General features: G+C 73.1%; 18 protein-coding genes, 3 tRNA genes and 1 pseudogene. 13 read left to right on the forward strand and 9 right to left on the reverse strand.

Annotation, left to right across the window (positions count from 1 at the left end):
- Positions 1-304 precede the first annotated feature (304 nt).
- The gene (locus ABZ354_RS15965) at positions 305-970 is read left to right on the forward strand and encodes a bifunctional DNA primase/polymerase (RefSeq protein WP_358657050.1); all 666 of its coding nucleotides are present in this window, start codon (positions 305-307) and stop codon (positions 968-970) included.
- Between the two features lie 54 nt (positions 971-1,024).
- Complete coding sequence (locus tag ABZ354_RS15970; RefSeq protein WP_358657052.1) at positions 1,025-1,696, forward strand: hypothetical protein; 672 nt, start codon at positions 1,025-1,027, stop codon at positions 1,694-1,696.
- A 207-nt stretch (positions 1,697-1,903) separates the two neighbouring features.
- On the opposite strand, the gene ABZ354_RS15975 is transcribed toward ABZ354_RS15970, so the two are convergent.
- The 3 genes from ABZ354_RS15975 to ABZ354_RS15985 all read right to left on the reverse strand — a co-directional run bounded on the left by ABZ354_RS15975 (position 1,904) and on the right by ABZ354_RS15985 (position 4,697).
- Positions 1,904-2,869 (reverse strand): DUF5926 family protein, encoded by a 966-nt coding sequence (locus ABZ354_RS15975; RefSeq protein ID WP_358657054.1) that lies wholly within the window; start codon positions 2,867-2,869, stop codon positions 1,904-1,906.
- Positions 2,870-3,091: 222 nt separating this feature from the next.
- Complete coding sequence (locus ABZ354_RS15980) at positions 3,092-3,643, reverse strand: ATP-binding protein (RefSeq protein ID WP_358657056.1); 552 nt, start codon at positions 3,641-3,643, stop codon at positions 3,092-3,094.
- Positions 3,644-3,869: 226 nt separating this feature from the next.
- Complete coding sequence (locus ABZ354_RS15985) at positions 3,870-4,697, reverse strand: glycerophosphodiester phosphodiesterase (protein ID WP_358657058.1); 828 nt, start codon at positions 4,695-4,697, stop codon at positions 3,870-3,872.
- 256 nt (positions 4,698-4,953) lie between these two features.
- Between ABZ354_RS15985 and ABZ354_RS15990 the strand changes: the two genes are divergently transcribed.
- The 4 genes from ABZ354_RS15990 to ABZ354_RS16005 all read left to right on the forward strand — a co-directional run bounded on the left by ABZ354_RS15990 (position 4,954) and on the right by ABZ354_RS16005 (position 9,692).
- The gene (locus ABZ354_RS15990) at positions 4,954-6,555 is read left to right on the forward strand and encodes a trypsin-like peptidase domain-containing protein (protein ID WP_358657060.1); all 1,602 of its coding nucleotides are present in this window, start codon (positions 4,954-4,956) and stop codon (positions 6,553-6,555) included.
- A gap of 62 nt (positions 6,556-6,617) precedes the next feature.
- Positions 6,618-6,704 (forward strand) — tRNA-Ser (locus tag ABZ354_RS15995).
- Between the two features lie 623 nt (positions 6,705-7,327).
- Positions 7,328-7,888, forward strand: a complete 561-nt coding sequence (locus tag ABZ354_RS16000) for a SigE family RNA polymerase sigma factor (protein WP_358657062.1) — start codon at positions 7,328-7,330, stop codon at positions 7,886-7,888.
- A gap of 160 nt (positions 7,889-8,048) precedes the next feature.
- Positions 8,049-9,692, forward strand: a complete 1,644-nt coding sequence (locus ABZ354_RS16005; RefSeq protein WP_358657180.1) for a long-chain fatty acid--CoA ligase — start codon at positions 8,049-8,051, stop codon at positions 9,690-9,692.
- Between the two features lie 283 nt (positions 9,693-9,975).
- Here the strand turns inward: ABZ354_RS16005 and ABZ354_RS16010 are convergent, their stop codons facing one another.
- Positions 9,976-14,850, reverse strand: coding sequence for a PAS domain-containing protein (locus ABZ354_RS16010; protein WP_358657064.1), 4,875 nt, complete (start codon positions 14,848-14,850; stop codon positions 9,976-9,978).
- Positions 14,851-15,182: 332 nt separating this feature from the next.
- Positions 15,183-15,767, reverse strand: a complete 585-nt coding sequence (locus tag ABZ354_RS16015; protein ID WP_358657066.1) for an SSI family serine proteinase inhibitor — start codon at positions 15,765-15,767, stop codon at positions 15,183-15,185.
- A 196-nt stretch (positions 15,768-15,963) separates the two neighbouring features.
- Between ABZ354_RS16015 and ABZ354_RS16020 the strand changes: the two genes are divergently transcribed.
- Both ABZ354_RS16020 and ABZ354_RS16025 read left to right on the forward strand, forming a co-directional pair.
- Positions 15,964-16,054, forward strand: a tRNA-Ser gene (locus tag ABZ354_RS16020).
- Positions 16,055-16,264: 210 nt separating this feature from the next.
- Positions 16,265-16,337, forward strand: a tRNA-Arg gene (locus ABZ354_RS16025).
- Positions 16,338-16,566: 229 nt separating this feature from the next.
- Here ABZ354_RS16025 and ABZ354_RS16030 read toward each other — a convergent pair.
- Together ABZ354_RS16030 and ABZ354_RS16035 are read right to left on the reverse strand one after the other, a co-directional pair.
- Positions 16,567-17,907: an AAA family ATPase gene (locus tag ABZ354_RS16030; RefSeq protein ID WP_358657182.1), complete on the reverse strand. Its 1,341-nt coding sequence runs from the start codon at positions 17,905-17,907 to the stop codon at positions 16,567-16,569.
- A 588-nt stretch (positions 17,908-18,495) separates the two neighbouring features.
- Positions 18,496-18,789, reverse strand: a pseudogene (locus ABZ354_RS16035) (DUF3662 domain-containing protein); the annotation flags it as partial.
- A gap of 478 nt (positions 18,790-19,267) precedes the next feature.
- Here ABZ354_RS16035 and ABZ354_RS16040 point away from each other — a divergent pair.
- The 3 genes from ABZ354_RS16040 to ABZ354_RS16050 all read left to right on the forward strand — a co-directional run bounded on the left by ABZ354_RS16040 (position 19,268) and on the right by ABZ354_RS16050 (position 22,045).
- Positions 19,268-20,152, forward strand: coding sequence for a DUF2797 domain-containing protein (locus ABZ354_RS16040; protein ID WP_358657068.1), 885 nt, complete (start codon positions 19,268-19,270; stop codon positions 20,150-20,152).
- 79 nt (positions 20,153-20,231) lie between these two features.
- Complete coding sequence (locus ABZ354_RS16045) at positions 20,232-21,128, forward strand: amidohydrolase family protein (RefSeq protein WP_358657070.1); 897 nt, start codon at positions 20,232-20,234, stop codon at positions 21,126-21,128.
- Between the two features lie 176 nt (positions 21,129-21,304).
- Positions 21,305-22,045, forward strand: a complete 741-nt coding sequence (locus tag ABZ354_RS16050; RefSeq protein ID WP_358657072.1) for a response regulator transcription factor — start codon at positions 21,305-21,307, stop codon at positions 22,043-22,045.
- 377 nt (positions 22,046-22,422) lie between these two features.
- Here the strand turns inward: ABZ354_RS16050 and ABZ354_RS16055 are convergent, their stop codons facing one another.
- Both ABZ354_RS16055 and ABZ354_RS16060 read right to left on the reverse strand, forming a co-directional pair.
- Positions 22,423-22,893, reverse strand: a complete 471-nt coding sequence (locus ABZ354_RS16055) for a PPOX class F420-dependent oxidoreductase (protein ID WP_358657074.1) — start codon at positions 22,891-22,893, stop codon at positions 22,423-22,425.
- Between the two features lie 9 nt (positions 22,894-22,902).
- Positions 22,903-23,256, reverse strand: coding sequence for an STAS domain-containing protein (locus ABZ354_RS16060; RefSeq protein ID WP_358657076.1), 354 nt, complete (start codon positions 23,254-23,256; stop codon positions 22,903-22,905).
- Positions 23,257-23,746: 490 nt separating this feature from the next.
- Between ABZ354_RS16060 and ABZ354_RS16065 the strand changes: the two genes are divergently transcribed.
- Together ABZ354_RS16065 and ABZ354_RS16070 are read left to right on the forward strand one after the other, a co-directional pair.
- Positions 23,747-24,358 (forward strand): ANTAR domain-containing protein, encoded by a 612-nt coding sequence (locus ABZ354_RS16065; protein WP_358657184.1) that lies wholly within the window; start codon positions 23,747-23,749, stop codon positions 24,356-24,358.
- Between the two features lie 314 nt (positions 24,359-24,672).
- Positions 24,673-25,383 (forward strand): GAF and ANTAR domain-containing protein, encoded by a 711-nt coding sequence (locus tag ABZ354_RS16070; RefSeq protein WP_358657078.1) that lies wholly within the window; start codon positions 24,673-24,675, stop codon positions 25,381-25,383.
- The last annotated feature ends 106 nt before the right edge of the window (positions 25,384-25,489 follow it).

Genomic DNA, 25,489 nt, shown 5'->3' on the forward strand with positions numbered 1-25,489 from the left:
TGGTGACCACTCCGGGCGTCTTAGCCACCGACGACCGTGCCCCATCCTCCCGTGGCGGAGGCGGAGAGAACCACGCGCGACGGCAAAACGCCAGACTTCGCCACCCCCACGCCACGCCGGTGCTCAGACCCACGCAGCACGGGCGAGGCCGCCGCGGACGCACAGACGTTCGGCCCATAGGGGATCCCCTTGTCCAGGACAGGGGTGTGATGCGCCAACAGGTACGCACAGTGAAGTGATCGACACATGACGTGATGTGGACTCTCGGTGTTGCCAGGCGTGCAACGGAAAGGAACGAGCGCTCATGCGCGAGATCCTCGGAAGGCGACGCAGGCTCCTGTCCCGGCGTGGCAGCGGGCGGCCTGAGTTGAACGGCGCGGCCCTGACGTTCGCCACCACATGGCAGTGGCCCGTACTCCCGGGTGTGGCGGGTGACCCCCGCGGGCGGTCCCGCTGCGCCTGCCCCGACCCTGACTGCACGGTGCCGGGCGCGCACCCCTTCGACCCCGGCCTCCTCGCGGCCACCACGGACGAACGCATGGTGCGCTGGTGGTGGAGCAACCGGCCGGACGCGCCGATCATCCTGGCCACCGGCGGAAGGGCGCCGTGCGCGGTGTCGCTGCCCGCCCTGCCCGCCGCCCACGCCCTGGAGGCGCTCGACCGGACGGGCATCCGGCTCGGCCCCGTCGTGGCCGGGCCCGACCGCTGGTCGATCCTCGTGAAGCCGTACTCCATGGAGCAGCTCGGCGACCTGCTGTACGCCAAGGACTTCGTGCCGGGATCCCTCCGCTTCCACGGCGAGGGCGGCTACATCACGCTGCCCCCTTCCGAGACCGGTCAGGGCACCGTCCACTGGGAGCGCGCGCCGCTGCCCGGCTCGGCCGCCCCGTGGGTTCCCGACGTGGAGGCCGTGGTGGACGCCGTGGTCGAGGCCCTCACTCGTACGGGTGTGAGCGCGCCCGAGTTGTAGGGGTGTCGGACGCGGCGGGCCCGGGCGCGCGGCACCGCGCGTTACGTTCCCCGCATGCTGCGTCCCCCCGGTGAACACCGTGTGCCGCGCCCGTCCCGCCGCTGCCCGGGCCCGCACCGCGCCCGGCTCCTGGCCCTGGCGTGCGCCGTCGCGTGCGCGGCCCTCCTGCCGCTGACAGCGGCATCGGGATCCGTACGCGAGGAGGGACGGGGCGGGCCCGGCGGCGCCGTCGGGCCGGGGGAACGGACGCGCGGGGACAACGGCAAAGCGCCTCTCGGCATTCCGGGCGGACCACGGGCACCCGCCGGGCCGGACCGGTCACCGGAGTCGCCCACCCCCTCGGCCGCATCGCCGGCGCTCGGTGTCGGGGTCGGCACCGCCGTGCGCTGCGGGCCCGAGCTCGCTACCCCCGGCGGGATCGAGGCGCAGACGTGTGTCCTGATCCAGGGCACCGAGACCTGGGCGCGCACCTACTACCGCAACGCGACCGGCGCCGCCCTGACCGCCGTACTCGGCCTCATGGGGCCCGGGGGGCGCGCAGTGCGGACGCACTGCGCCATCGGCGCGGGGGACGCGCCCGCCATGTGCGAGACACCCAGGGAACCGGCCGGTGACGGGCCGTGGGTCCACACGGCGGTCGCGGAGTTCGCGGAGGCCGGAAGCGGTGCGCGCGGTTCGCTGCTGCTTCGCTCCGGGAGCAACTCGCCTGTGCAAACAGGGAGTTGAGAGTCAGCTGCGGCCCGTGAGGAACCGTGCGCAGGAAAAGACCCGGTTGCTGGCGACGGGGGATGCACCAGCAACCGGGCTATGGGAACGGTAACAAGAGATCGGCAGTTCGCAAATTCGATCTCAGCTTTTCCAGTCACCGACTAGCGGGTTTCCACCAGGAGTTGTGACCGGAGTCACCGTCCGCACCGTCGGCGTGGCGCGCCCTCAGCTCAGCGTGACCTGCCGGTTGGTGAGCCCGCCCCGCGCACGGCGCTCGTCCGCGGTGAGCGGCGTGTCGGCGTCCAGCACGGCAGCCAGACGCTCGGCGAACGCGGCGGCCGGCTTCTCCACGTCCTGCGCCGTCATCCCGGTCGGCAGGTCCCACACCGGCACGGTCAGCCCGTGCGCGCGGAAGGAACCCACGAGGCGCGTGCCCTCGCCCAGGCTCGACGTGCCCGCCGCGTGCAGCCGCGCGAGCGCGTCCAGAAGCTGCTCCTCGGCGTGCGGCATGACCCACCGCAGGTGGTTCTTCTCCGGCGTCTCGCACCAGTACGCGGCGTCGACGCCCTGCAGCCGGACGGTCGGGATGGCCGCGGCGTTGGCCCGCTCCAGGGAGGCGGTCACGTCCGGTGTCGCGTTCTCCGGGTCGGGGACCCAGAACTCGAATCCGTCGTGCACGACTGGCTCGAACGCGCCCTCCGGGGCCAGTACGTCCTGAAGCCGCGGACCGTCGGCCGGGGCGCGGCGGCCCTGCACCGGCGTACCCGGCTGCGCCTCCAGAGCGCGCCGCAGGGTGTCGGCGAGGTCGCGGCTGATGTCGCCCGACGAGGTGTCGTTCTGCAGGCCGAGCAGCACCGAGCCGTCGTCGCGGCGCAGCGCGGGCCAGGCCATCGGCAGCACCGTGGCCAGCGTGACCGACGGGACGTCCGCGGGCAGGCCGTCCTTCAGGGTCAGCTCGACCGTGGCCGCGGGCACCAGCTCGCGCAGGGCCACCCAGTCGCCCTCGGCGGGCAGTCCTTCGAACGGCCGGTGCACCAGCTCGGTCACCGCGTGCGCGGCGGCCCGGCCGTGACAGGCCTTGTAACGGCGACCGCTGCCGCACGGGCAGGGCTCGCGGGCGCCGACGACCGGGACCTCTCCGTCAGTGAGCTGCGGGCGCTTGGCCTTCGTCTGGGTGCGCTTCTTGGCCATCTTGGGTGTCTCCCGGTTACGGCTCGTCTCGTACGTCGGGAGCCTAGCCGTTCATGCCATGGCCGACGGGAACCTGTGGACAACGGCCCGGGTGTGGATGACGTACCGGGTGCGCACGACGGTGCGGGTCTGGAAGACGTACCGGGTGCGCTCGTCGGACGGCTCCGGGCAGCAGGCATGTTCCGTGGTCCGGGCCGGACCGGCCGGGCCGGTTCCGTTCGGTCAGTCCAGGTCGTCGAACGCGTCCGCGAAGTCCAGGCCGGGGATCGGCGGCACGGCGGGTGCCGTCACACGAGCGGCGAAGTCGTCGCGGCGGTGGCCGGCGTCCGGATCGTGGACGTCGCCGTGCACGACCACCCACACCGTCACTTCGCCCCGGATGTCGTCCCGTACGCCCCAGTCGTCGGCCAGCGCGGTGATGATGTTCAGCCCGCGGCCGCCGTGCGCCGTGACCGAGGGCGTGGCCGGGGCCGGGCGGGTCGGGCCGCCCCCGTCCGTGACCTCCACGATAAGCCGGCCCACCAGGTCGACGCGCCACGCGGCCCGGACGTCACCGTCACCGGCCAGAGCGTCGCCCAACGGCCTTCCGTGCTTGCACGCATTGCTCAGCAGTTCGGAAAGAACCAGAACGGCGTCGTCGATGACCGATTCCGCCACGGCGCACTCGCGCAACTGCTTGCGCATCCGCTGTCTTGCTTCCCCCACGCCCGCAGGGCCATGGGGCACGGCCATGCTCGACGACGTGGGCACTTCCTGTGCCATCACCAACGCCACCCCCGAGACCTCCTTCGCCCCACGCCACGGTGTGAATGCCCGGTGGGCCTGTGCCGGAAACCGGTCGATCGCCCTCCGGTGACGTCGTCGCACCGTACGGACACGGAGGGAACGCGCCGCGGCACGCCACGTGGTCGGACGACTCAAAAGCGCCGGTCCGGTTCGGTCTACGCGCGTGTGCCGGTCCCTCGTGGGCGCGGGGGCTCCAGGCCCGGGGGCCCGGGTGTCAGCGGCCGAGTCGGTCCAGCACCGCGCGCGGCCGGTTGGTGATGATGGCGTCGACACCCAGCCCGGTGCACAGGTCCACGTCCTCGGGCTCGTTCACCGTCCACACGTGCACCTGGTGCCCCGCCTGCTTCAGGCGTTCCACGTACGTGGGGTGACTGCGCACGATGCGGATCGACGGGCCCGCGGCGCCGACGCCCACGGGCAGTCGTCCGTCGCGCAGCCGGGGCGAGACGAACTGCATGAGGTACACCGTGGGAAGGGTCGGTGAGGCGACACGCACGCGGTGCAGCGATCTGGCGGAGAAACTCATGACGCGCACCGGTGACTCGGCGGCGTCCGCGGGGGCGTCGAGACCGAACCGCTTCAGCAGGAGCAGCAGCCGCTCCTCGACCTGGCCCGCCCAGCGCGTGGGGTGCTTGGTCTCCACGGCGAGCTCCACGCGGCGTCCGGCGTCGGCGACGAGTTCGAGCAGCCGCTCCAGAGTGAGGACGGAGGTCGCCTCGCGGTCCTCGGGACGGTGCTCCCAGTCGGGTTCCTCGTCGCGCCCCCGGAAGGCGTCGCGGTTCTTCCACGAGCCGAAGTCCAGGGCGGCGAGGTCGTCGAGCTCCAGCGCGGACACGGCGCCCCGGCCGTTCGACGTGCGGTTGACGCGGCGGTCGTGGACGCAGACGAGGTGACCGTCGGCGGTCAGCCGTACGTCGCACTCGAGGGCGTCCGCACCGTCCTCGATCGCCCTGCGGTAGGCGGCCAGGGTGTGCTCGGGGGCGTCTTCCGAGGCCCCGCGGTGGGCGACGACCTGGATCCGGTGCTGGCGTGCGTGGGTCACCGCGTCATGGTGCCACCGCACGGGGGTAGGCGTGCGGACGGAGCCATCGAGCTTCCTACCTTTTGGGTTGACATGACCTATATAAAGAATGGCCGTGGACCCACAGGCACCGCTTATGGTGCTCTGACGGCTGGTGGGAAAAGCTGACACCTACGAAAAGACCCGTGCAGCTGACCCGCACCGGTCCGTCGACCAGCGTGAGCGGCGTGGCCGAGTGCGACCGAGAAGAACAGCCGTGGATCGAGGAGAGAAAGCTGTGAGCACCGAGAACGAGGGCACCGCGGTACCCCCGGCCCCGTCTGCACCTCCCGTGCCGGTGGACGCTCCCGCAGCCTCCCCGCAGGCGGCGGCCCCGGCCGTCGACCCGCCCACGACGCAGCTCCCACCGGTGCCCGCGGGCACCGGTGGAGCGGCGGGGCAGCAGGGGGCGCAGACCGGCGGTCCCGCTCCCGCGTACGCCTCGGCCGGCGCGCCGGAGCCGGCCACCCCGCAGGGCCCGCCGCAGGGCGGTTCCCCCGGCACCGGGGGCCACGGCGCCGGCCACGGCCCGCAGGGCGCGGCGCCCGACGCCTCCTGGCCCCCGCCTCCGCCGCCGCCCGGTGGCCCCTACGGCGACGGCGGTCAGGGCCCCTACGGACCCGGTGGCGGTCAGGGGCCCGGCGGCCCGGGCGGCGGCCCCGGCGGCCCCGGCGGACCGGCGGGCTGGGGAGCCCCGCACCAGCAGCCCGCAGCGCCCAGGTCCGGCCGCGGTCGTGGCGGTGTGATCGCGGCGATCCTGGGCGCGGCGCTCATCGCGGGCGGCCTGGGCGGCGGCCTCGGCTACACGCTGGCCAAGAACAACGACGACACCGGCTCCACGACGGTGTCCGCCTCGCAGAGCGGCGGCGACCTCAAGCGCGACGCGGGCACGGTCGCGGCGGTGTCCGCCAGAGCGCTGCCGAGCACGGTCACCATCGAGGCCGCGAGCGACAGTGGCGAGGGCGGCACGGGCACGGGCTTCGTCTTCGACACCCAGGGCCACATCGTCACCAACAACCACGTGGTGGCCGAGGCCGTCGACGGCGGCAAACTGTCGGCGACCTTCCCGAACGGCAGGAAGTACGACGCGGAGGTCGTCGGCCACGCGCAGGGCTACGACGTCGCCGTCATCAAGCTCAAGGAGGCGCCGTCCGGCCTGAAGCCGCTCGCCCTCGGCAACTCGGACAAGGTCGCCATCGGTGACTCGACGATCGCGATCGGCGCGCCCTTCGGCCTGTCGAACACGGTCACGACGGGCATCATCAGCGCCAAGAACCGCCCGGTCGCCTCCAGCGACGGCACGGGCAGCCAGGCCTCCTACATGAGCGCGCTGCAGACCGACGCGTCGATCAACCCGGGCAACTCCGGCGGCCCGCTGCTGGACGCGCGGGGCAACGTCATCGGCATCAACTCCGCGATCCAGTCCACCAGCAACGGCGGCTTCGGCACCGGCCAGGCCGGCTCGATCGGCCTCGGCTTCGCCATCCCCATCAACCAGGCCAAGTACGTCGCGCAAGAACTCATCAAGACCGGCAAGCCGGTGTACGCCAAGATCGGCGCGTCCGTCTCCCTGGAGGAGTCGGCGAACGGCGCGAAGATCACCGACCAGGGCGCCGGCGGCTCCAAGGCGGTCGAGCCGGGCGGCCCGGCGGACAAGGCGGGCCTCAAACCCGGTGACGTCATCACCAAGCTCGACGACCACGTGATCGACAGCGGCCCGACCCTGATCGGCGAGATCTGGACCCACGCGCCCGGTGACAAGGTCCGCATCACGTACGAGCGGGACGCCAAGGAACACACGGTCGACCTGACCCTGGGGGCGCGAGTCGGCGACAGCTGACCCCACCGCCCCTCGCGGACCCGTTACCCTTGTCCCCGCGCCACCGATCACGGCCGGCGCGGGGTGGGTTGCCCGAGCGGCCTAAGGGAACGGTCTTGAAAACCGTCGTGGCGGCGACGTCACCGTGGGTTCAAATCCCACACCCACCGCAGGTGAACGGCCCCTGACCAGGTGAATCGGTCGGGGGCCGTTGTGCTGGGCGGTCTCCGCTCGTGCCGGTGCTTCGCTGCAGGTTCCCGCACGATCGGGCACGGACGGGGCACGGGCCATTTGCCCATGACCTTGCTCGAAGCGTCGAGGGGCGTCCGGAGCGCGGCCAAGCCGCATGATCTGCTGATCGCCCCCCGGCGTTCCGGACGTCCCGGCCAGGCGCACCCTCGCCCTTGCCGCAGGTCACGCCGCGCAGTCACGTGCCAGGCTTTCCGACGGCACGTTGCGCAGCGACTCGTCCGCGTCGTGGCCCGACGGGACCTCGTCGTAGTCCGCCGGTCGGAGGTGGCCCTACCTCGTGTCGTACGCGTGTTTGGGGAGGGGGAGGGGCGCCGGGTCAGGGCCCCGGACCCCGGCCCGGTTCTCGGACCAGAGCCCGGGGCGGGGGTCTCGGCCGGAGTCGTGGGCCGGGGCCACCCCCAGGGGAAAACCCGCAGTACGTCTCGTCCCGCCGTCCACCTTCAGGAGGTCCACCCGGGTCCACCCCTACACCTTGAGGCGGAGACCCCTTCGGGACCTGCGGGCGATCCGCCCGAGGCGCGGTCGCTCATAGCGTTGAGTCATGACCACACTCGTCTGCACCAACGCCTCAGCAGCCGCGCCGGCGACGCGGACCCGTCGCCCGTACCCGTCGTTCTCGTCGTACGTGACGGCCCGCCGCCCCGTCCTGCTGCGGACCGCCCGGTCGCTGACCGCGAACCCGAATGACGCCGAGGACCTGCTGCAGACGGCGCTCACCAAGACGTACGTCGCCTGGGAGCGCATCGAGGACCACCGTGCGCTGGACGGCTACGTGCGCCGGGCGCTGGTGAACACCCGCACCTCGCAGTGGCGCAAGCGCAAGGTCGACGAGTTCGTGTGCGACGAACTGCCCGAGCCCGATCCGCTGCCCGGCCTCGACGACCCGGCGGAGCAGCAGGCGCTGCACGACGCCATGTGGCGGGCGATCAAGAAGCTGCCCGCCCGGCAGCGGGCCATGGTCGTCCTCAGGTATTACGAGGACCTCAGTGAGGCGCAGACGGCCGACGTGCTGGGTGTCTCGGTCGGCACGGTGAAGTCGGCCGTCTCCCGTGCCCTCGGTAAGCTCCGCGAGGATCCTGAGCTGGGGCTCGTCCGGCAGTGACGGTACGTGTCTGACGGTGCCCGGGGTGAGTGTGGCGGGTGTCCTGAAGTGATCGTTCGCCCGTCCCTAGTGACATACCGCGCGGTATGTGCGCAGAATCAGCGCAACCCTTGCCGCCGCGTAGGCAAAGTCGCCCCGGGAGGACACCGTGCTGAGCACGATGCAGGACGTACCGCTGTTGATTTCGAGGATCCTGACGCACGGGTCCACGGTCCACGGCGGCTCACAGGTGACCACCTGGACAGGCGAGCCGGAACCGCACCGCCGCTCCTTCGCGGAGATCGGTGCCCGCGCCGCCCGGCTGGCGCACGCCCTGCGCGAGGACCTCGGCGTCGCGGACGACGACCGTGTCGCCACCCTCATGTGGAACAACTCCGAACACGTCGAGGCCTACTTCGCGATTCCCTCCATGGGCGCGGTCCTCCACACCCTGAACCTCCGCCTGCCCGCCGAGCAGCTCGCCTGGATCGTGAACCACGCGGCCGACCGCGTCGTGATCGTCAACGGCTCACTGCTGCCGCTGCTCGCGCCGCTCCTGCCCCACCTGAAGACGGTCGAGCACGTCGTCGTCTCCGGGCCGGGCGACCGCTCCCTGCTCACCGGCGTCACCGCGCGGGTCCACGAGTACGAGGACCTGATCGCCGGGAAGCCGGCCACGTACGACTGGCCGCAGTTCGACGAGCGTCGCGCCGCCGCCATGTGCTACACCTCCGGCACCACCGGCCACCCCAAGGGCGTCGTCTACAGCCACCGCTCGATCTACCTGCACTCCATGCAGGTCAACATGACCGAGTCGATGGGCCTCACCGATCAGGACATCTCCCTGGTCGTGGTCCCGCAGTTCCACGTCAACGCCTGGGGCCTGCCGCACGCCACCTTCATGACCGGCGTCAACATGCTCATGCCGGACCGTTTCCTCCAGCCCGGCCCGCTCGCCGAGATGATCGAACGGATCAGGCCGACACACGCCGCCGCCGTCCCCACCATCTGGCAGGGCCTCCTCGCCGAGCTCACCGCCCGCCCGCGCGACGTGTCCACCCTCGCCCATGTCACCATCGGCGGCTCGGCCTGCCCGCCCGCCCTGATGAAGGCCTTCGACAGCCTCGGCATGCGGGTCCGCCACGCCTGGGGCATGACGGAGACCTCCCCGCTCGGCACGGTCGCCCATCCACCGGCCCACGTCGTCGGCACCGACGAGGAGTTCGGCTACCGCCTCACCCAGGGCCGTTTTGCCGCGGGCGTCGAGGCCCGCCTCACCGGCCCCGGCGGCGAGCGCCTGCCGTGGGACGGCGAGTCGGCCGGCGAGCTGGAGGTGCGCGGCCCGTGGATCGCGGGCGCCTACTACAACGGCCCCGACGCCGAACCGCTGCGCCCCGACGACAAGTTCAGCGAGGACGGCTGGCTGAAGACCGGCGACGTCGGCACCATCAGCCCCGACGGTTTCCTCACGCTCACCGACCGCGCCAAGGACGTCATCAAGTCGGGCGGCGAGTGGATCTCCTCGGTGGAGCTGGAGAACGCGCTCATGTCCCATCCGGAGGTCGCCGAGGCCGCCGTGGTCGCCGTGCCCGACGACAAGTGGGGCGAACGCCCGCTGGCCACGGTGGTCCTCAAGGAGGGCGCCACCGCCGACTTCCGCACCCTGCGCGCCTTCCTCGCCGAGGAGGGCAGGATCGCCAAGTGGCAGCTCCCGGAGCGGTGGTCGGTCATCGAGGCCGTCCCGAAGACGAGCGTCGGCAAGTTCGACAAGAAGGTGCTGCGACGCCGGTACGCGGCGGGTGACCTGGACGTCACCCGGCTCTGACGCGGTGAGGCCGTGACGCGACACATGTCGCGCGGTGAGGCCGTGCAGCGACACGGTGACGCGCGGTGAGGCTGTGCAGCGACACGGTGACGTGCGGTGAGGCCGTGCAGCGACACGGTGACGTGCCGTTGCAGCCGTGACGCGACACCGTCGTGGAGTGAGGCCCTGCAGCGACACCCCGATGCGGTGACGTGACGACGGGACGACGGGCGGGGTCCCCTTGCGGGAGCCCCGGCCCGCTGCACGCGCCGATCAGCGCGTACGCCCGGCCCGCGCGCCGACGTCAGTTGGTGCCGACGCGGGCGAGTACGTCGACGATCCGGGCCTGCGCCTCGGCGGTGGTGGACCGCTCCGCGAGGAACAGCACCGTCTCGCCCGAGGCCAGCCGCGGCCGGTCGGCCGGGTCGACGGTGGCCGTGTAGACGACCAGCGGCGTGCGGTTGAGCTGCCCGTTCGCGCGCAGCCAGTCGATGATCCCCGCCTGGTGCGGATGCACCCGCATCAGGTCCATCACGACGAGGTTCGGCCGGAACTGCGACGCCAGCGTCACCCCGTCCTGGTCGCTCGCCGCCCGCGCCACCTGCATCCCGCGTCGCTCCAGCGTCGCGGTCAGCGCCAGCGCGATCTCCGCGTGTTCCTCGATGAGCAGGACGCGTGGCGGGTGCTGCTCGCTGTCGCGCGGCGCCAGGGCCTTCAGGAGTACGGCGGGATCGGCGCCGTACGCCGCGTCCCGCGAGGCCTGCCCGAGTCCGGCCGTGACGAGGACCGGCACCTCGGCCGCGACGGCGGCCTGCCGCAGCGACTGCAGCGCGGTACGCGTGATCGGCCCGGTCAGCGGGTCCACGAACAGCGCGGCGGGGAAGGCCGCGATCTGCGCGTCGACCTCCTCGCGCGAGTGCACGACGACCGGCCGGTAACCGCGGTCGCTCAGCGCCTGCTGCGTCGGGACGTCGGGCGCGGGCCACACCAGCAGTCGGCGCGGGTTGTCGAGCGGTTCGGGCGGCAGCTCGTCGTCCATGGGCTGCGGACGCGGCGGCTCCGCGACCTCCACCGCACCACCGGGACCGTCCAACGGCTCCGGTCCCTCGGCCGCGTTCTCGTCCGGTGCCCCTATGGCGTACGACCGTCCGGCGTCCTCACCCCCGGGCGCGGGGCGCTGGCCCGCGCGGGAGGGGGAGGGGGACGAGACCGAGGACGGGGACTGCCCGGTGGGCGCGGCGGATGCCGAGGCTGTCTGCGGGGTTCCCAGCTTGCGGCGCCGGGCCGCGGCGCCCGGCTGATGCGGGGCGAGGGCCGTCGACGCCTGCGTCTGCGGCTGGGGATGCGGCTGTGTCTGTACCTGCGTCTGCGTCTGCGTCTGGTGCTGCGTATGCGCCTGCGGCTGCTGGACCTGGGCCGCCTGCCGGGTGAAGGGCACGCCCTGCCCGAGGGTACGGACGCTGATGGCGCGGCCCTGCGTGGAGTTGGGGTCGAGGGGCGCGGGCGCGGGGGTCGCCGCCTCGGCGGGCAGCGGCAGCGGCTGGGCGAGACGGGCGGGCTGCCCCGGCCGGCCGGGCTGCTCCGGCCGGTGAGGCGCGGCGCTCTCGGGGGGCAGGGGAGCGCCGGGGGCGAGGGCCGGCTGGGCGTGCGGCGGCGCGTCCTCACCGGGGACGCCGGGGACGGCGGCGGGCGGTACGGAGCCGGTGCCCTGCGGGGGCACCGGGCCGGTGCCGTGCGGCGGCACGGGCGCGTGGCCGTGGGGATGTACGGGCGTGCCCGCACCGGGGGCACTGTTCGGGTCGGGCCACTGCTGGGGCACCGGGGTGCCCTGGACCGGGGTGCCCGGACCGGGAGGGACTTCGGCGGGGAGGGGCTGCCCGACGGGGACGCCCGGCCCGGACGTGCCGTGCGCCGGAGTGCCCGGGGCCGGGGCCGGGGCGAGGGCGCCCTGAGCGTGCGGCGCCTGACCGGGAACCGGCTGACCCACACCGGCTTGACCTGCACCGGCTTGACCCATTCCGGCTTGCCCCGCACCAGCTTGCCCCGCACCGGACTGCCCCGCACCGGTCTGACCCGGGGAGACCCGCGGCGGCAGCGGAAGCGGAATCGGGTGCCCCGAGGTGCCTGGCTGCGGTGCGGTGCCCTGGACGGGCACAGGCCGACCCGGCACGGGCTGCCCCGACGCAGGCCCGGCAGCGCCCTGCTGCGGAACGGGGACACTGCCCCCGCCCTGACCGGCGACCCCCGGCTGGACCTGAACGGGAACCCCGTGCCCGGCCGTCCCCTGTGCGGCGGCACCGTCCGTCGGCTGTGCCGCGCGCCGGCGACGGCCCGTCGGTCCGCCCGCGGGTGTACCGGCGGCATGGGCCGGCGGAGGCGTGTGGCCGTCGGACGGGTCGTGCGACACCGCGTCCTGCCGGCCGTCGACCGGTACGTCACCGGCGGAAGCGGAAGCGGCAGGGGCGGCGGGACTGGGGCCGGGACGGGGCACCTGCGTCCGGCCGCCCGGCCCGGCACCGGGAACCGGCGGATGCGGGACGGTCTGCTCGTTGCCGGCACCCGGCACCCGCGGCGCGGTGCCGGACTGCCCGGCGTGGCCCGCGCCCGGGCCGGTGGCCCGGTCCGCCTCGGCCGGCGGCAGGGCGAAGACCGTACGGGGTCCCGCCTCCTGCGCGGCGGCCCGCTCGTTCGCGGCGGCCAGGGCACGCCGGCGGCGGCCCGTCGGCTGGGACGCCTCGGAACCACTGGACGCGTTCGCGCCGCCGAGAGCGTGCTCGCCGGACGGTGCGGGCAGCGCGGGTGGCAGCGCGTGCTGTTCGCCGTTGTCACGGCGGGCACGGCGTCCGGTCGGTGCGACCGGCGCGGGCACGCCCCGCGGCGGCACCGTCCCGCCCAGTCCGTTGCCGGTCGCCGCGGTTCCGGCGGCATGCTCGGCGGCGGTGCGTACGGCGCCCTCGGCGGCGGCACCCCCACCGGCCACGGCACCCGGAGGACCCGCACCGCCCGCGGCTCCCACCGCACCGACGGCACCCGCGTCCTCCGCGGGCCGCCCACGACGCCGTCCGGTCCCCCCGGACACCGCCCCCGATGCCGAACCGGAAGCCACACCCGACTCCGAACCCGACTCCGGCACCGCCCCGGCACCCGTCGCGCCCGCCTGACCGGGCGCGGCCTCGACCGCACGCCGCCGGCGCCGTCCCGTAGGCGCTGCGCCACCGGCCCCGGTCCCACTCCCGGACGCGTTCTCCGGACCGGCCTCCTCGGGCGTGCCCGCCCCCTGCGCCCCGCCGTCCAGGAAGGCGTCCACGGACGACCGCCGTGCCCGCCGCCGCCCGCCCCCGGAACCCTGACCGGCAGCAGCGGCACCCTCACCGGAATCGGACGCGGGAGCCGGGATCGCAGCCGGGGCCGGGGCCTCCACCTGCGCTCGGGCCTCAACCCGGGCCTCGGCCGGGGCCGGGCCGGGCGCCTGCTCCAACGCCGGCATCCGGCCGGCCGCCGGGGCCGCGACAGCCCCCGCCCCACCCCCGATCGGCACTTCGAGGACGTACGCGTTGCCGCTCATCCCCGGCACCTCGTGGGTCTGGAGCACGCCGCCGTGGGCCCGCACGATCCCCTGCACGATCGGCTGGTGCACCGGGTCTCCCCCGGCGTACGGCCCGCGCACCTCGATCCGTACGACCGCACCGCGCTGTGCCGCCGCGACGACGACGGTGTTGTCCATGTATCCGCCGGTCGACACGGGCGCGTTGCCGGTGGAGTCGACGCCGGCGACGTCCGCGACGAGATGCGCGAGCGCGGTCGCGAGCAGCCGGGGGTCGACCTCGGCCTCGATGGGCGGCGCGTGCACGGCGAACTGCACCCGGCCCGGCCCGATCAGCTCGACGGCACCGTCGACACCCGAGGCGACGACCGCGTCCAGCATGACCTTCGTACGGGCCAGGACCTCGGCGCCGGTGTCCAGCCGCTGGTAGCCGAGGACGTTGTCGATCAGCGTGGTGATGCGGGAGTAGCCGGCCGAGAGGTGGTGGAGCACCTGGTTGGCCTCGGGCCACAACTGCCCGGCGTCGTCGGCGGCGAGCGTCGCCAGATCGCGCCGCAGCTCCTCCAGCGGCCCGCGCAGCGAACGGCCCAGCAGCGTGAGCAACTGCTCGTGGCGGGCGGCAAGGGCCTCGTAGCGGTCCTTCTCCCGCTCGCCGAGCGCGGCGTACCGGTCCTCACCGGCGGCCAGCTCCTCGGCGTGCTCCTCGCGGAGCTGCTCCAGCTCGGCCACGTGCTTCTGGCGCAGGGCGGTCAGCTCGGAGGCGTGCTCCTCGGCGACCCGCTCCAGCTCCTCGGCGTGCGCCTCCTGCGCGGCCTCCTTCTCCTCCACGACGGCGTCGTACGGCCGCCGGTCGGTGAAGGTCATGACGGCGCCGACGAGCTGGTCGCCGTCGCGCACGGGCGCGGTCGTCAGATCGACCGGCACCTTGCTGCCGTCCTTGGCGTACAGCACCTGCCCGCGCACCCGGTGCTTGCGCCCGGAGCGCAGGGTGTCGGCGAGCGGCGACTCGCCGTACGGGAACGGCGACCCGTCGGCACGCGAGTGCAGCACGAGGGTGTGCAACTCCCGGCCGCCGAGATCGCTGGCCCGGAAGCCCAGTATCTGGGCGGCGGCCGGATTGACCAGGACGATCCGCCCGTCGGTGTCGGTACCGACCACGCCCTCGGAGGCGGCCCGCAGGATCATCTCGGTCTGCCGCTGCGACCGGGCCAGCTCCGCCTCGGTGTCCACGGTCCCGGACAGGTCCCGCACGACGAGCATGAGCAGCTCGTCGCCGGTGTAGCCGTAACTGTCGTAGGCCTGCTGCCCGTTCTCCAGATTCGCGCTCGTGACCTCGACCGGGAACTCCGTGCCGTCGGTGCGGCGCGCGATCATCCGGGTCGGCCTGGTCCGGGCCCGCGGGTCGATGTGGTCGGGCCGGCGCATGGAACCGGGGATCAGCTTGGAGTCGAACTGCGGCAGCAGATCGAGCAGCCCCCGCCCCACGAGCGCCGTCCCCGGCGTCTCGAAGGCCTCCAGGGCGATGGTGTTCGCGTTGACCACCGTGCCGTTGGCGTTGACCAGCACCAACGCGTCGGGCAGCGCGTCCAGTATGGCTGCGAGGCGAGCAGCGCCTCGGGATGGCCTGCTGCTCACGAGACGCTTCCCTCCTGTTACCGCACCTTGCCGACCGCTCGGGCCATCTTGCCAACCGTCCCGCGGCGTGTCACGCGAGGGAGTCTAAGGGAGGGGGTTGCGCCAGCGACGCCGATGAGAGGGACGTCGCACGGGGAGGCCACGGCGGAGCGGGGCCGGAGGGCGGCCGACGCGAGGGCGGGGTCACCTGGAACACGCGCCCGCCTGCGCACACTTCGCCGTCCCGCCCGCCCCACCTCCGCGCGACCTTTACGCACCTCTTGCCCACGCTTCGGAAAACCTGTTCGGACCCGTCACCGGGCGCGCTCCGCGGGTCCTGTCACCCGGCGCGGTCACCCCATGGCGGGCAGCAGTGGCACGAGCCGGTCCCAGCGCTTGATCCGGCAGCCGTCGCGCCGGTCGTACGTCGCGTCGACGGGCCGCCCGGCCCAGGTACCGGTGACGCGGGCGGTGGCCGGCCCGCCGTACTGCATGCTGCAGACGGCGTCCTCGGGCACCGGCGCGAAGGGATCCCGCCCCCACCGCGTGTTCTCGTCCACGGCGGCACAGGCCCGCGCCGGCTCGGGATGGCTGCCGCCGCGCGGATGGCAGTACAGCTCGTACGTCCCGTCCGCGCCGCCGCCCGTGTCCCGCACGGTGACGACGAGATGATCGCCGCCCCGGTCCTCGCCCCGCACCGGCGGCGGCATCAGCACACCGGGACCGGCGGCGGCGTACGCGACCGGGGGCGCCGCCGACAGCGACCCGAGCGCGGCGAGGGAGGCGGCGACACCGAGGACGAGCCGGCGCAGCGCGGACCGGGACGGCCCGGAGGAACGGACCCGGCGCCCGGGAACGACGGAATCCCCGGCAGAGGGGTGCGGAACGGGACGGCTGGGGGAGTTGCGGTGGCTGGGGGAGGTGATGGCGTGCGACATGCCTGACTAACGCGACGGCCCGCCGGACGTTGCGCGCGGCCCGTCCCACCGGCCCGGACGGGCGACCCACGGACCCGGAAGGGCTTTGCCCCGCGACCGCGCTGCCAGTACCGTGGGGGTCGATTGGTGACAGCGAGCTGGACTGTGTCATCATCGGGCACGCAAACTGATCGCGCTCGCGCGCGGTGAGTGTGCTGGAGGCGTCGCCTAGTCCGGTCTATGGCGCCGCACTGCTAATGCGGTTTGGGTCTTAAAGCCCATCGAGGGTTCAAATCCCTCCGCCTCCGCGCAAGATCCCGAAGCCCCGGCCCGAGCGGCCGGGGCTTCGCTCGTTTCCGCCCGTCCACGGCTCGCCGCCGCACCCCCCTCAGAATCTGGTTTTCGCAGGTCACAAGGGGTGAGCCAAACGGATTTCACATGACGGCGGCAGTCATGTAATGTTCTTCCTGTCGCCGCGAGCGGGCCGGAAGGCCGGAAAGCGGCGGGAAACAAAACAAGCACTCGTAGCTTAACGGATAGAGCATCTGACTACGGATCAGAAGGTTGCAGGTTCGAATCCTGCCGAGTGCACGGAAGTCAAAGGCCCCGCCGGTTCTCCGGCGGGGCCTTTGACGTCAGCGGGTGACGTCAGCGTCGCTACGCGGCGCCGTTCCTGCGGCCGTCCCGTCGTCCGCGTCGCCCTGGTCGTGGTCCGGTCCCGAGCGTGGCGGCGGACAGTTCGCGGGCGCCGTCCGTCCGTGTTGGTCCCGGGGACCCGGGCTTTGGCTGCCGCGGTGGTTGTCCTGCTCCGCCGGGCCGGTCAACTCCACGCAGGGGCGGCGAACAGGCTGGCGGCGTTGTAACCCGAGTGCGGATAGGCGGCCCCCCACCTCAGGGGCTCGGGCTGGGTGCGGGGGAAGTCCGCGGCCACCAGCGTCGCCAGGTTGAAGTAGGCCTCGCGGGTCCGGGGCTTCATCTGTTTCAGGTCGACCTCCGAACCCGTGGCGAGGTGCTCGTCGAAGGGGATCTCCACCACAGCCCGGCAGCGGGCCCGGAAGTGGTCGAGGACATCGTTCACCCGCACGAGCTTGCTCTTCTTCCGCGGCGCGGACACCACGGTGATGCTCCGCTTGACCAGATCGTCGTAGTGGTGTGCGTTCAGCCAGTCCAGTGTGGTGCTGGCGCTGGTCGCGCCGTCCACGCTGTGCGTGGCGACCACGATCAGTTGATCGGCGAAATCCAGGATGCCGCGCATGGCGCTGTGCAGCAGGCCGGTGCCGGAGTCGGTCAGGATGATCGGGTAGTGCTGCCCGAGGCAGTTGACGACCTGTCGGTAGTCCTCGTCGTTGAACGCCGTCGAGAGAGCGGGGTCCACCTCGTTGGCGAGGATCTCGAGCCCGCTGGGGGACTGGGAGGTGAAACGCCGCACGTCCATGTAGTTCTTGACGTTCGGGAGTTCGGTCACCAGGTCGCGGATCGTCGCACCACTCTCGCGACGGACGCGGCGGCTCAGGGTGCCCGCGTCCGGGTTGGCGTCGATCGCGACGACCCGGTCCTGGCGCTCGGTGGCGAGAGTGGCGCCCAGGCCGGTCGTGGTGGTCGTCTTGCCGACCCCGCCCTTGAGGCTGATGACGGCGATCTTGTGGCACTGCATCACCGGGGCGCGAAGGATGGCCAGCTTCTGCTGGAGTTCTCGCTGGGCGGACCTGCCTCCGACTCGGAAGCGGGCACGGCCGCGGCGGTCTTTGCCCTGTTTACGCAGGAGCCGGTCGGAGGAGAGTTCGACGGCCGCGCTCTGGCCCAGCGCTCCAGTGCGGCCGTTCGTGTCCGGCGCCGGCCAGTGGGCCGGAGCGTGGTACGCCGGGGGCCGGGCGGACGCCGGTGCTTCAGGGGCGAGAACCGGCGGGTGCGCCACCGGGGCGAACGAAGCTGCCGGGTGCTCAGCGTGACGGCCGGGCGCGGGCATGTGGTTCTCCGTCCTGCCCTCGGGGTGCGCGGCCTCGCCGGCCACCCGGGTGCCGTTCACAGGCTCCGGCGCCGGGGCCGCCTGCAGCCTGTCGGCGACGTGCTGGCCCGGCGGTGGGGAAGCGAGCCCGCCAAAGCCCTCCCGGCCCCCGGCGGGTACAGGACCGCCGACGCAGGTGTCGCGATCGTTCGTCACGTTTCGTCCTTTCGGAGGAGAGAGAATTCCGTCGAGTGGAGAGTCGGGTCGGTGACGGTGGCATGTTCCGGCCGGCGGTTCCTCCTGCCTGCCGGGCAATGGACTCGTTCCTCCGTGGCGGTGATCGCCCTCTGGAACGAGTACTGCCGGCGGTCGGCCCGCAGACAGACTGTCGACCTGCGACAGGGGCGGGCCGCCCCTGTCCCGGCGGCCGGTGCCGCGGAAACCCGGCCCGTGGGCCTGGCCACCGGTGAGGCCGGCTGCCGGAGGCGCCTGTGCCGCGGGGAGGGCACGCGACCGCCCCGGGGCGTCCGCGCGGACCAGCATGCCGTCCTCGCCGAACGCGAAACCCTGGGATATGAGCTCTTCCACCATCAGGACCCGTTTCTCCCAGCGCCGGACTTCCGAAGTCGGCTGCCGGGCCCCTGTTCTCGCACTGCTGAGGTCGGCCGTCATCGCATGCGTGACGCGATGGTGCCGTTCGGCTTCCAGGGTCCGCTGTACTTCGGGTGGGACCTCGAGCCGGCTGCGTACGCGAAACTGCCCGGGCTTCAAGTGCTCCGCTCGCTGCAGCTGCACTTTCAGGGGGCCTATGAACGAATACCCTTGTTCTTCGGCGTACTCGTGGAGCCTTTCGACCAGCTCGTCGCCGAGCAGAACCAAGCACGCACTGTGCAATTCGTGGTCGCTGGGGCCCATTTCGACGACGAATCCGTTCGGCGCGATGGTGCGGTCGTGACTCCAGATCTTCGCGTTGATGTCGCATTCGCGCCGGAGCGCCCCGATGAACTCCAGGGGCTGCACCTCCGATTTGAAGAGTTTGGCGAACGTGTCGTTGATGAGGGCCTCGAAGCGCTGTTCGATTTTGCCCAGCGTTCCCATCGTGGCCTCCGGGGTGCCGACGTGCCGTGACGCAGTCAGAGAAACGAAAATTCTACTTGTAGTACTTATATAGCCACGTGGAGTGAGGAACGATGGTGAGTTGCCTCAAATCACTGAATTGGACGCAAAACGCACGGGAGAGCGCGGTCGGCAAGGCCTGCCCCGGGAGGCCGGCCCGTCCGCATCGCTGACCGGATGCGGGAGAAGCCGGCTGTACGGCGGATTGCCGCCGGCCCTGGCCGTGGACCGCGGGCCGCCGGCCGGGAGATACGCCGCAACGGAACGCTGTAAGGGGAAAGGACCGGGACTGCCGGCCTCACGCAGCCGACCGCCGCGCCGAGCAGCTGCCGTCCGCGACGTGCCCCGTCTTCGGTCCTCCACGCCTTCTCCTGAGGTTTTCCGTGATTCCTCAGCCTTCTGTCTTCTCGCCTTTCCCTGGCCGGGCGGCGTTGTCAGTGGTGGTCCCTACCGTGGAGTGATGGGCCGGGTGTGGAGGTGCGCGGGGCTGCGGTGGGCGGCCGGTGGGCCCGTGCTGCTGTGGGACGGAGGGCGGCGCAGTGCGGTCGTGCCGGGGAAGCGGGTGGCCTTCGGGGTGGCGGAGGCCGGGCCGCGGACGTGCGTGGGGGCGCGGGGACATCCCTGCGCCGGCAGGGTGGCGGTGGGGCCGCGGAGTACGGGGGCGCGGTGCGAGGAGTGCGCGCGGCTGGACCGGGCGCACTCCGTCGCCGCCGACACGATCGCCGACGATCCGCGGCCGTACCGGGTGTACCTGGCCTGGTTCGGGCCCGGCATGGTCAAGGTCGGGATCACCGCCGTGGAGCGGGGCTCGGCGCGGCTGCTGGAGCAGGGCGCCGTCTGCTTCAGCTGGCTCGGGACCGGGCCGCTGATGGCCGCGCGGCGGACCGAGGAGCTGCTGCGCGCCGCGCTCGGTGTGCCGGACCGGATCCCGTACGCCGCCAAACGCGCCGTGCGGTCCGCGCTGCCCGGCGGGGCGGACGAGCGCGCCGCCGAGATCGCCGCGTTGCACGCGCGTGCCGTGGCGCTGGACGGGCGGCCCGAGTCGCTCACGGCCGAGCCGTTCCGGCCCGTGGACCACCTGCGGGACTTCGGGCTGGCCGGGGCGCCGGCCGCCGTCGGGGAGGTGACCGAGCTGGTGCCGGGCGGCGCGGTGAGCGGGGAGCTGGTGGCCGCCGCGGGGCCCGACCTGCATCTGGCGACCGGGCGCGGGGTCGTCGTACTCGACACGCGGCTGATGACCGGGTGGGGGATCCGGCCCGCGGGGGACGGCATCGAGGGCCGGGCCGCCTTTCCCGTGCGGAGGTTCGGAGCGACCGTCGGGGGTGTTCAGGACGGGTTGTTCTGACGGGCCGCCTGACGTCCGCCCCGGCCGGGCGGGCGGACGGGGGTGGACCTGGGTCGTGTTCCCGGTCCAGGGTTGCCCCATGAGTGATCAGCCTGGCAGTGGCGGTGAGGCGGCCGGTGTCCGTGGGTTCTGGGAGCGGCTCGGGCTGCCCGGACTCGTCGACGTCCACACCCACTTCATGCCCGATCGGGTGCTGCGCAAGGTATGGGCGTACTTCGACGCGCTCGGCCCGCTGACCGGTGGCGTCGAGTGGCCCATCACCTATCGGCAGGAGGAGGACGAGCGGGCCGCGCTGCTGCGGGAGTTCGGGGTGCGGGCCTTCACGGCCATGCTCTACCCGCACAAGCCCGGCATGGCGCAGTGGCTCAACTCCTGGGCCGCCGACTTCGCCCGGCGCACGCCCGACTGCCTGCACACCTCGACGCTCTTTCCCGAGCCGGGGGTCCACGCCTACGTCCGGGAGGCCGTCGAGGCGGGCGCCCGGGTCTTCAAGGCACATGTGCAGGTGGGGGCGTACGACCCCGCCGACGCCCTGCTCGACCCCGCTTGGGGGCTGCTCGCCGAGGCAGGGGTGCCCGTCGTGATCCACTGCGGTTCGGGGCCCGCGCCGGGCAAGCACACCGGGCCCGAGCCCGTCGCCCGGGTGCTCGCGCGCCACCCCCGGCTGCGGCTGGTCGTCGCCCACATGGGCATGCCCGAGTACGAGGACTTCCTCGGCCTCGCCGAGCGGTACGGGGAGGTGCGGCTGGACACGACGATGGCGTTCACCGACTTCAGCGAGCGGTTCGCGCCGTTTCCCCCGCGCGCCCTGCCCCGGCTGGCGGCGCTCGGCGACCGGATTCTGCTCGGGTCCGACTTCCCCAACATCCCCTACCCGTACGCGCATCAGCTGCACGCGCTGGAGCGGCTCGGGCTGGGCGACGCCTGGCTGCGGGCCGTGTGCCACGACAACGGGGCGCGGTTGTTCGGGGTGTGAGGCCCGCGTGCCACAGTCGCGCCGCACGCGCCGTCCCGCCGTCATGGCCCGTCCCGCGGTCATGGGCCCGTCCCGCGGTCACGGGTCCTGGTCGCTGAGAAGCACCCGTGCGTTTCTCAGGGAAATCACAGGTTCCGAAAAGGGTGCTCTCAGAGCGCCCCGGCATCGTGACCGGTATGACGACGACCTCGCCCCTGGGGCGCACCGAACTGCTGAGGCCGGACGGCAGGGCCGTCCGGGTGCTGGTGGTGGACGACGAGCAGTCCGTCACCGAGTTGTTGTCCATGGCGCTGCGCTACGAGGGCTGGCAGATCCGCAGCGCCGGGGACGGCCAGGGCGCCGTACGCGCCGCGCGCCGGTTCCGGCCCGACGTCGTCGTGCTGGACATGATGCTGCCCGACATGGACGGGCTGAGCGCGTTCGGCCGGCTGCGGCGCGAACTGCCCGACGTGCCGGTGCTGTTCCTCACCGGCAAGGACGCCGTGGAGGACCGGATCGCCGGGCTGACCGCCGGCGGCGACGACTACGTCACCAAGCCGTTCGGCCTGGAGGAGGTCGTCGCCCGGCTGCGCGGCCTCATCCGGCGTTCCGGCGCGGCCGACCGGCGCTCCGAGTCCACCCTGGTCGTCGGTGACCTCACGCTGGACGAGGACAGCCACGAGGTGACGCGGGGCGGCGACTCCCTCCACCTGACCGCCACCGAGTTCGAACTGCTGCGGTTCCTGATGCGCAATCCGCGCCGGGTGCTGAGCAAGGCGCAGATCCTCGACCGCGTGTGGTCGTACGACTTCGGCGGGCGCGCCAACGTCGTCGAGCTGTACATCTCGTACCTGCGCCGGAAGATCGACGCCGGGCGGGAGCCGATGATCCACACCCGGAGAGGTGCCGGATATCTGATCAAACCCGCGGTGTCCTGACGAGGACGGCGACGGCCGCGTGCGCAGCGGCGACGGACGGCCCGGGGCGAAGGGGAGGGCGTCGCCGTCGGGTTGGGGCGCGGACGGGCCTCGCAGCCCTCCGGGTCCCGCCGCACCCCGCCGCCGGCTCGTCGTCGCGTCCGTGACGCTGGTCGCCGTAGGGGAGCGGGGGCGGAAGCGGGAGCGGGGCGGGGGCGTGGCCGTGGTCGCGGGCGGGCCTGTCGCGGCGGCCCTGTTGCTCCGGGGGGTCCGGGAGGCAGAGAGCCCCCGGGATCCTGAAGCGTCCGGACGGAAGGCGGCTCGGCGCTGAGCGGTCCGACCGCCGTCCGGACGGAAGGCGGCTCGGCGCTGAGCGGTCCGACCGGGCGGAGGCCCCGCTACTCCTGCGCAGCGAGGCCCGCCGGGAAGCCGCCCGTCGCCACCGGCCCCCACCGCTCGGGGGTGATCCGGATGATCGACTTGCCCTGCTTGGCCATCGCCGCCCGGTACTCGTCCCAGTCCGGGTGCTCACCCGCGATGTTCCGGTAGTACTCCACGAGCGGCTCGACGGAGTCCGGCGCGTCCACGACCTCCGCCGCGCCGTCGATCTGCACCCACGGCCCGTTCCACTCGTCGCTCAGCACGATGAGGCTGACCCGCGGGTCACGCCTGGCGTTGCGCGTCTTGGCCCGCTCCGGGTACGTGGACACCACGATCCGGCCCGAGTCGTCGACCCCGCAGGTCAGCGGCGAACCCTGCGGACCGCCGTCGGCGCGCCGGGTGAGCAGGACGGCGCGGTGCCGGGGTCGTACGAAGTCGAGCAGCTCGGCCAGGGAGACGCGGGTGTTGGTCGCGATGTTGGGTGCCATGGGGCCAGCCTAGGACGACAGGGCCTCGGCGAGGTTGTCGTACACGGGGACGTCGCGGCGCAGGCCGGTGATCTGCAGGATGCGGCTCGCCACGCCGCCCGGGGCCACCACCACCCGCACCCGGGCCCGGGGCTGCAACTGGCGACGCAGGTCGTTGACGAGGCGGACACCCTGGGAGTCCATGAAGTGGGTGCCGGTGAGGTCCAGGATCAGCACCTCGAGCCGCGGGACGCGCAGCCGGGTGAGCCGGCTGATCAGCGTGAAGAGTTCGGACGCGTTGTCGCCGTCGATCTCCGGGGGCAGCGCGAGCAGCGTGCTGCCGGGCGGAGAGTTCGGCTCGCAGGGACGGAGGAAGAAGATCACGGCATCTCACCCAAGACGTTCGTACGGTTCTCGGTAAGGCCGCTTCCTGACCCTTCGACCCCATTGCACCACGTCGGCAGGGGAGTTCGGAAGCGCGCGGGGGCCGCACCCCGCACGGGGCACAGCGGTTAAAGTGCTGTCCGTCCTGTGTGCTCGCAGTCGGGAATGTGCTGCGGAGCTCTCCTGCGCATGGCTGTTACGGCCGTGCACGCCGAAGAGGTTCGTGGTGACTGCGTACGAGTTTTCCGATGTGCCGTTTTCCGGGGCCGACCGCCCCGCCGATCCCGAGACCGGTGCCGGGGCCGATCCCGGGGCCTGTGCCGGGCCCGATCCGGAGACCGGCCCTGCCGCCGATCGGCCGGGCCGTCCCGCGGCAGACCGTCCCGCGGCAGACCGTGCCGCGACGGGCCGTCCCTCGGCAGACCGTCCCGCGTCGGGCCCCCCGGTCGACGGCGATCTCGCCGAAGCCCTCACCGTCGCGGCGCGGCAACTGCACGAACCCGGCACCCCGCACGGCACGTTGAGCGCCGCGGTGCGCCTCGCGGTGCGGCTCATGCCCGGCGCCGAGCACGCCGGGGTCAGCGTCGTCGAGCGCGGCAGCCCCGGCCTGTCGCTGGCCTGGACCGACGAGCTGGCGCGGTCGGCGGAGGCCGGGCAGACCGCCGGGGGACACGGCTCGCATCTCGACGACCTGTGGACCACGCCCGTGCGCCGGGTGGAGGACAGCGCGGCCGACGACGCCGGGCGGTTGCTGGCCGGCCTGGGCCTGCGCTCGGCGCTGTCGCTGCGGCTGCGCGCCGACCGTCGCCGGCTGACCGTGCTCACGGCGTACGCGCGTGGCCCGCGTGCGTTCGACGACGCGGCGACACGCATCGGCCGGCTGTTCACGGCACACGTCAGCATCGCCCTCGATTCGGCGACCGTGCGCGAGCAGCTCACCGAGGCGATGCACACCCGGGACCTGATCGGCCAGGCCACCGGCATCATCATGGAACGCCTCGGCATGGACGCGGGCGCCGCCTTCGACAACCTCGTACGGGCCTCGCAGCGCGAGAACGTCAAGCTGCGCGACCTCGCCCGCCGCATCGTCGACACGGCCTGACGCATGGCCGCAGCACCGCCTGACGCCTGGCCGTGGCACGCCCTGAGCCATGGCCGAATGACGGTCTCAGGCATGGCTGGGACAGCGCCCGGGGCATGGCCGAGGCACGCCCTGAGCCATGGCCGAATGACGGTCTCAGGCATGGCTGGGACAGCGCCCGGGGCATGGGCGAATGACGGTGTGAGGCATGGCCAGGACAGCGCCCGAGGCGGCAGCCCGAGGTACGGCCCGAGGCACGCCCCGAGCCATCACCGGAGCACCGGCCGATAAGGGACCGGGGCGTCAACACCCGTCGCCGGGATACCCGTACGTCCATGACTTTCGAGACCTCCGAGATGTCCGACACGCTGGAGCAGGCCGTCGCGCGCAGCGGCGGCCTCGACACGCTGCTGCGCGATCTGACCGACCGCGCGGTCGACGCGGTGCCCGGTGCCGGCGCGTGCAGCATCACGGTGCGCCGTGGCGACCGGCTGCTCACCCTCGCGGGCAGCAGCGGCATGCCGAGCGGCCTCGACCAACGGCAGTACGAGCACGGTTCCGGACCCTGTGTGACCGCCGCCGAGACCGGCACCGAGCAGTACGCGCCCGACCTCGCCACCGAGACCCGCTGGGCCACGTACACCGCGTACGCGCTGTCGGCCGGGGTGCGCTGTGTGCTGGCGCTGCCGCTGGACGTGGAGGGTGGGACGCGCGCCGCGATCAACTTCTACGGGGTGCGGCCCGGTGTGCTCGGCGCGGACCGGGAGCGGGCCCGCGCCTTCGCGGCTCGCGTGGCGGACGCCGTGAACGTGGCGCTGCGCGTGGAGCGGCGGCGCGAGTCGGCGGCCGACGTGCGCACCGCCCTGCTGTCCCGCAGCGTCATCGACCAGGCCATCGGCATCATCATGGCCCGCGAACGGATCGACGCCCGCCTCGCCCTGGAGCGGCTGCGGCGCGTCTCACAGGACCGGAACGTCAAACTCCGCGACTTGTGCGACCAGTTGGTGACGAGAGCGAGCGAGACCGCCGCCCGCGGCGGGAAGTAGTCCCGTCCCACGACCGGCCCCGGAACACCCCATCCTGGACGACCCGTCGACAACCGGTCCCCCCAGACGACGCATCCCCAGGTAACCGGTCCCCAGGTAACCGGTC

The sequence above is a fragment of the Streptomyces sp. NPDC005925 genome, from assembly GCF_040638805.1.
GTDB lineage: Bacteria > Actinomycetota > Actinomycetes > Streptomycetales > Streptomycetaceae > Streptomyces.

What these genes read in the sequence shown, in the direction of transcription:
- ABZ354_RS16050 (WP_358657072.1), top strand. Translation starts at nt 21,305, where the DNA reads ATGACGACGACCTCGCCCCTGGGGCGCACCGAACTGCTGAGGCCGGAC.
- ABZ354_RS15965 (WP_358657050.1), top strand. Translation starts at nt 305, where the DNA reads ATGCGCGAGATCCTCGGAAGGCGACGCAGGCTCCTGTCCCGGCGTGGC.
- ABZ354_RS16000 (WP_358657062.1), top strand. Translation starts at nt 7,328, where the DNA reads ATGACCACACTCGTCTGCACCAACGCCTCAGCAGCCGCGCCGGCGACG.
- ABZ354_RS16055 (WP_358657074.1), bottom strand. Translation starts at nt 22,893, where the DNA reads ATGGCACCCAACATCGCGACCAACACCCGCGTCTCCCTGGCCGAGCTG.
- ABZ354_RS16045 (WP_358657070.1), top strand. Translation starts at nt 20,232, where the DNA reads ATGAGTGATCAGCCTGGCAGTGGCGGTGAGGCGGCCGGTGTCCGTGGG.
- ABZ354_RS16015 (WP_358657066.1), bottom strand. Translation starts at nt 15,767, where the DNA reads ATGTCGCACGCCATCACCTCCCCCAGCCACCGCAACTCCCCCAGCCGT.
- ABZ354_RS16040 (WP_358657068.1), top strand. Translation starts at nt 19,268, where the DNA reads ATGGGCCGGGTGTGGAGGTGCGCGGGGCTGCGGTGGGCGGCCGGTGGG.
- ABZ354_RS16070 (WP_358657078.1), top strand. Translation starts at nt 24,673, where the DNA reads ATGACTTTCGAGACCTCCGAGATGTCCGACACGCTGGAGCAGGCCGTC.
- ABZ354_RS16005 (WP_358657180.1), top strand. Translation starts at nt 8,049, where the DNA reads ATGCAGGACGTACCGCTGTTGATTTCGAGGATCCTGACGCACGGGTCC.
- ABZ354_RS15975 (WP_358657054.1), bottom strand. Translation starts at nt 2,869, where the DNA reads ATGGCCAAGAAGCGCACCCAGACGAAGGCCAAGCGCCCGCAGCTCACT.
- ABZ354_RS15970 (WP_358657052.1), top strand. Translation starts at nt 1,025, where the DNA reads ATGCTGCGTCCCCCCGGTGAACACCGTGTGCCGCGCCCGTCCCGCCGC.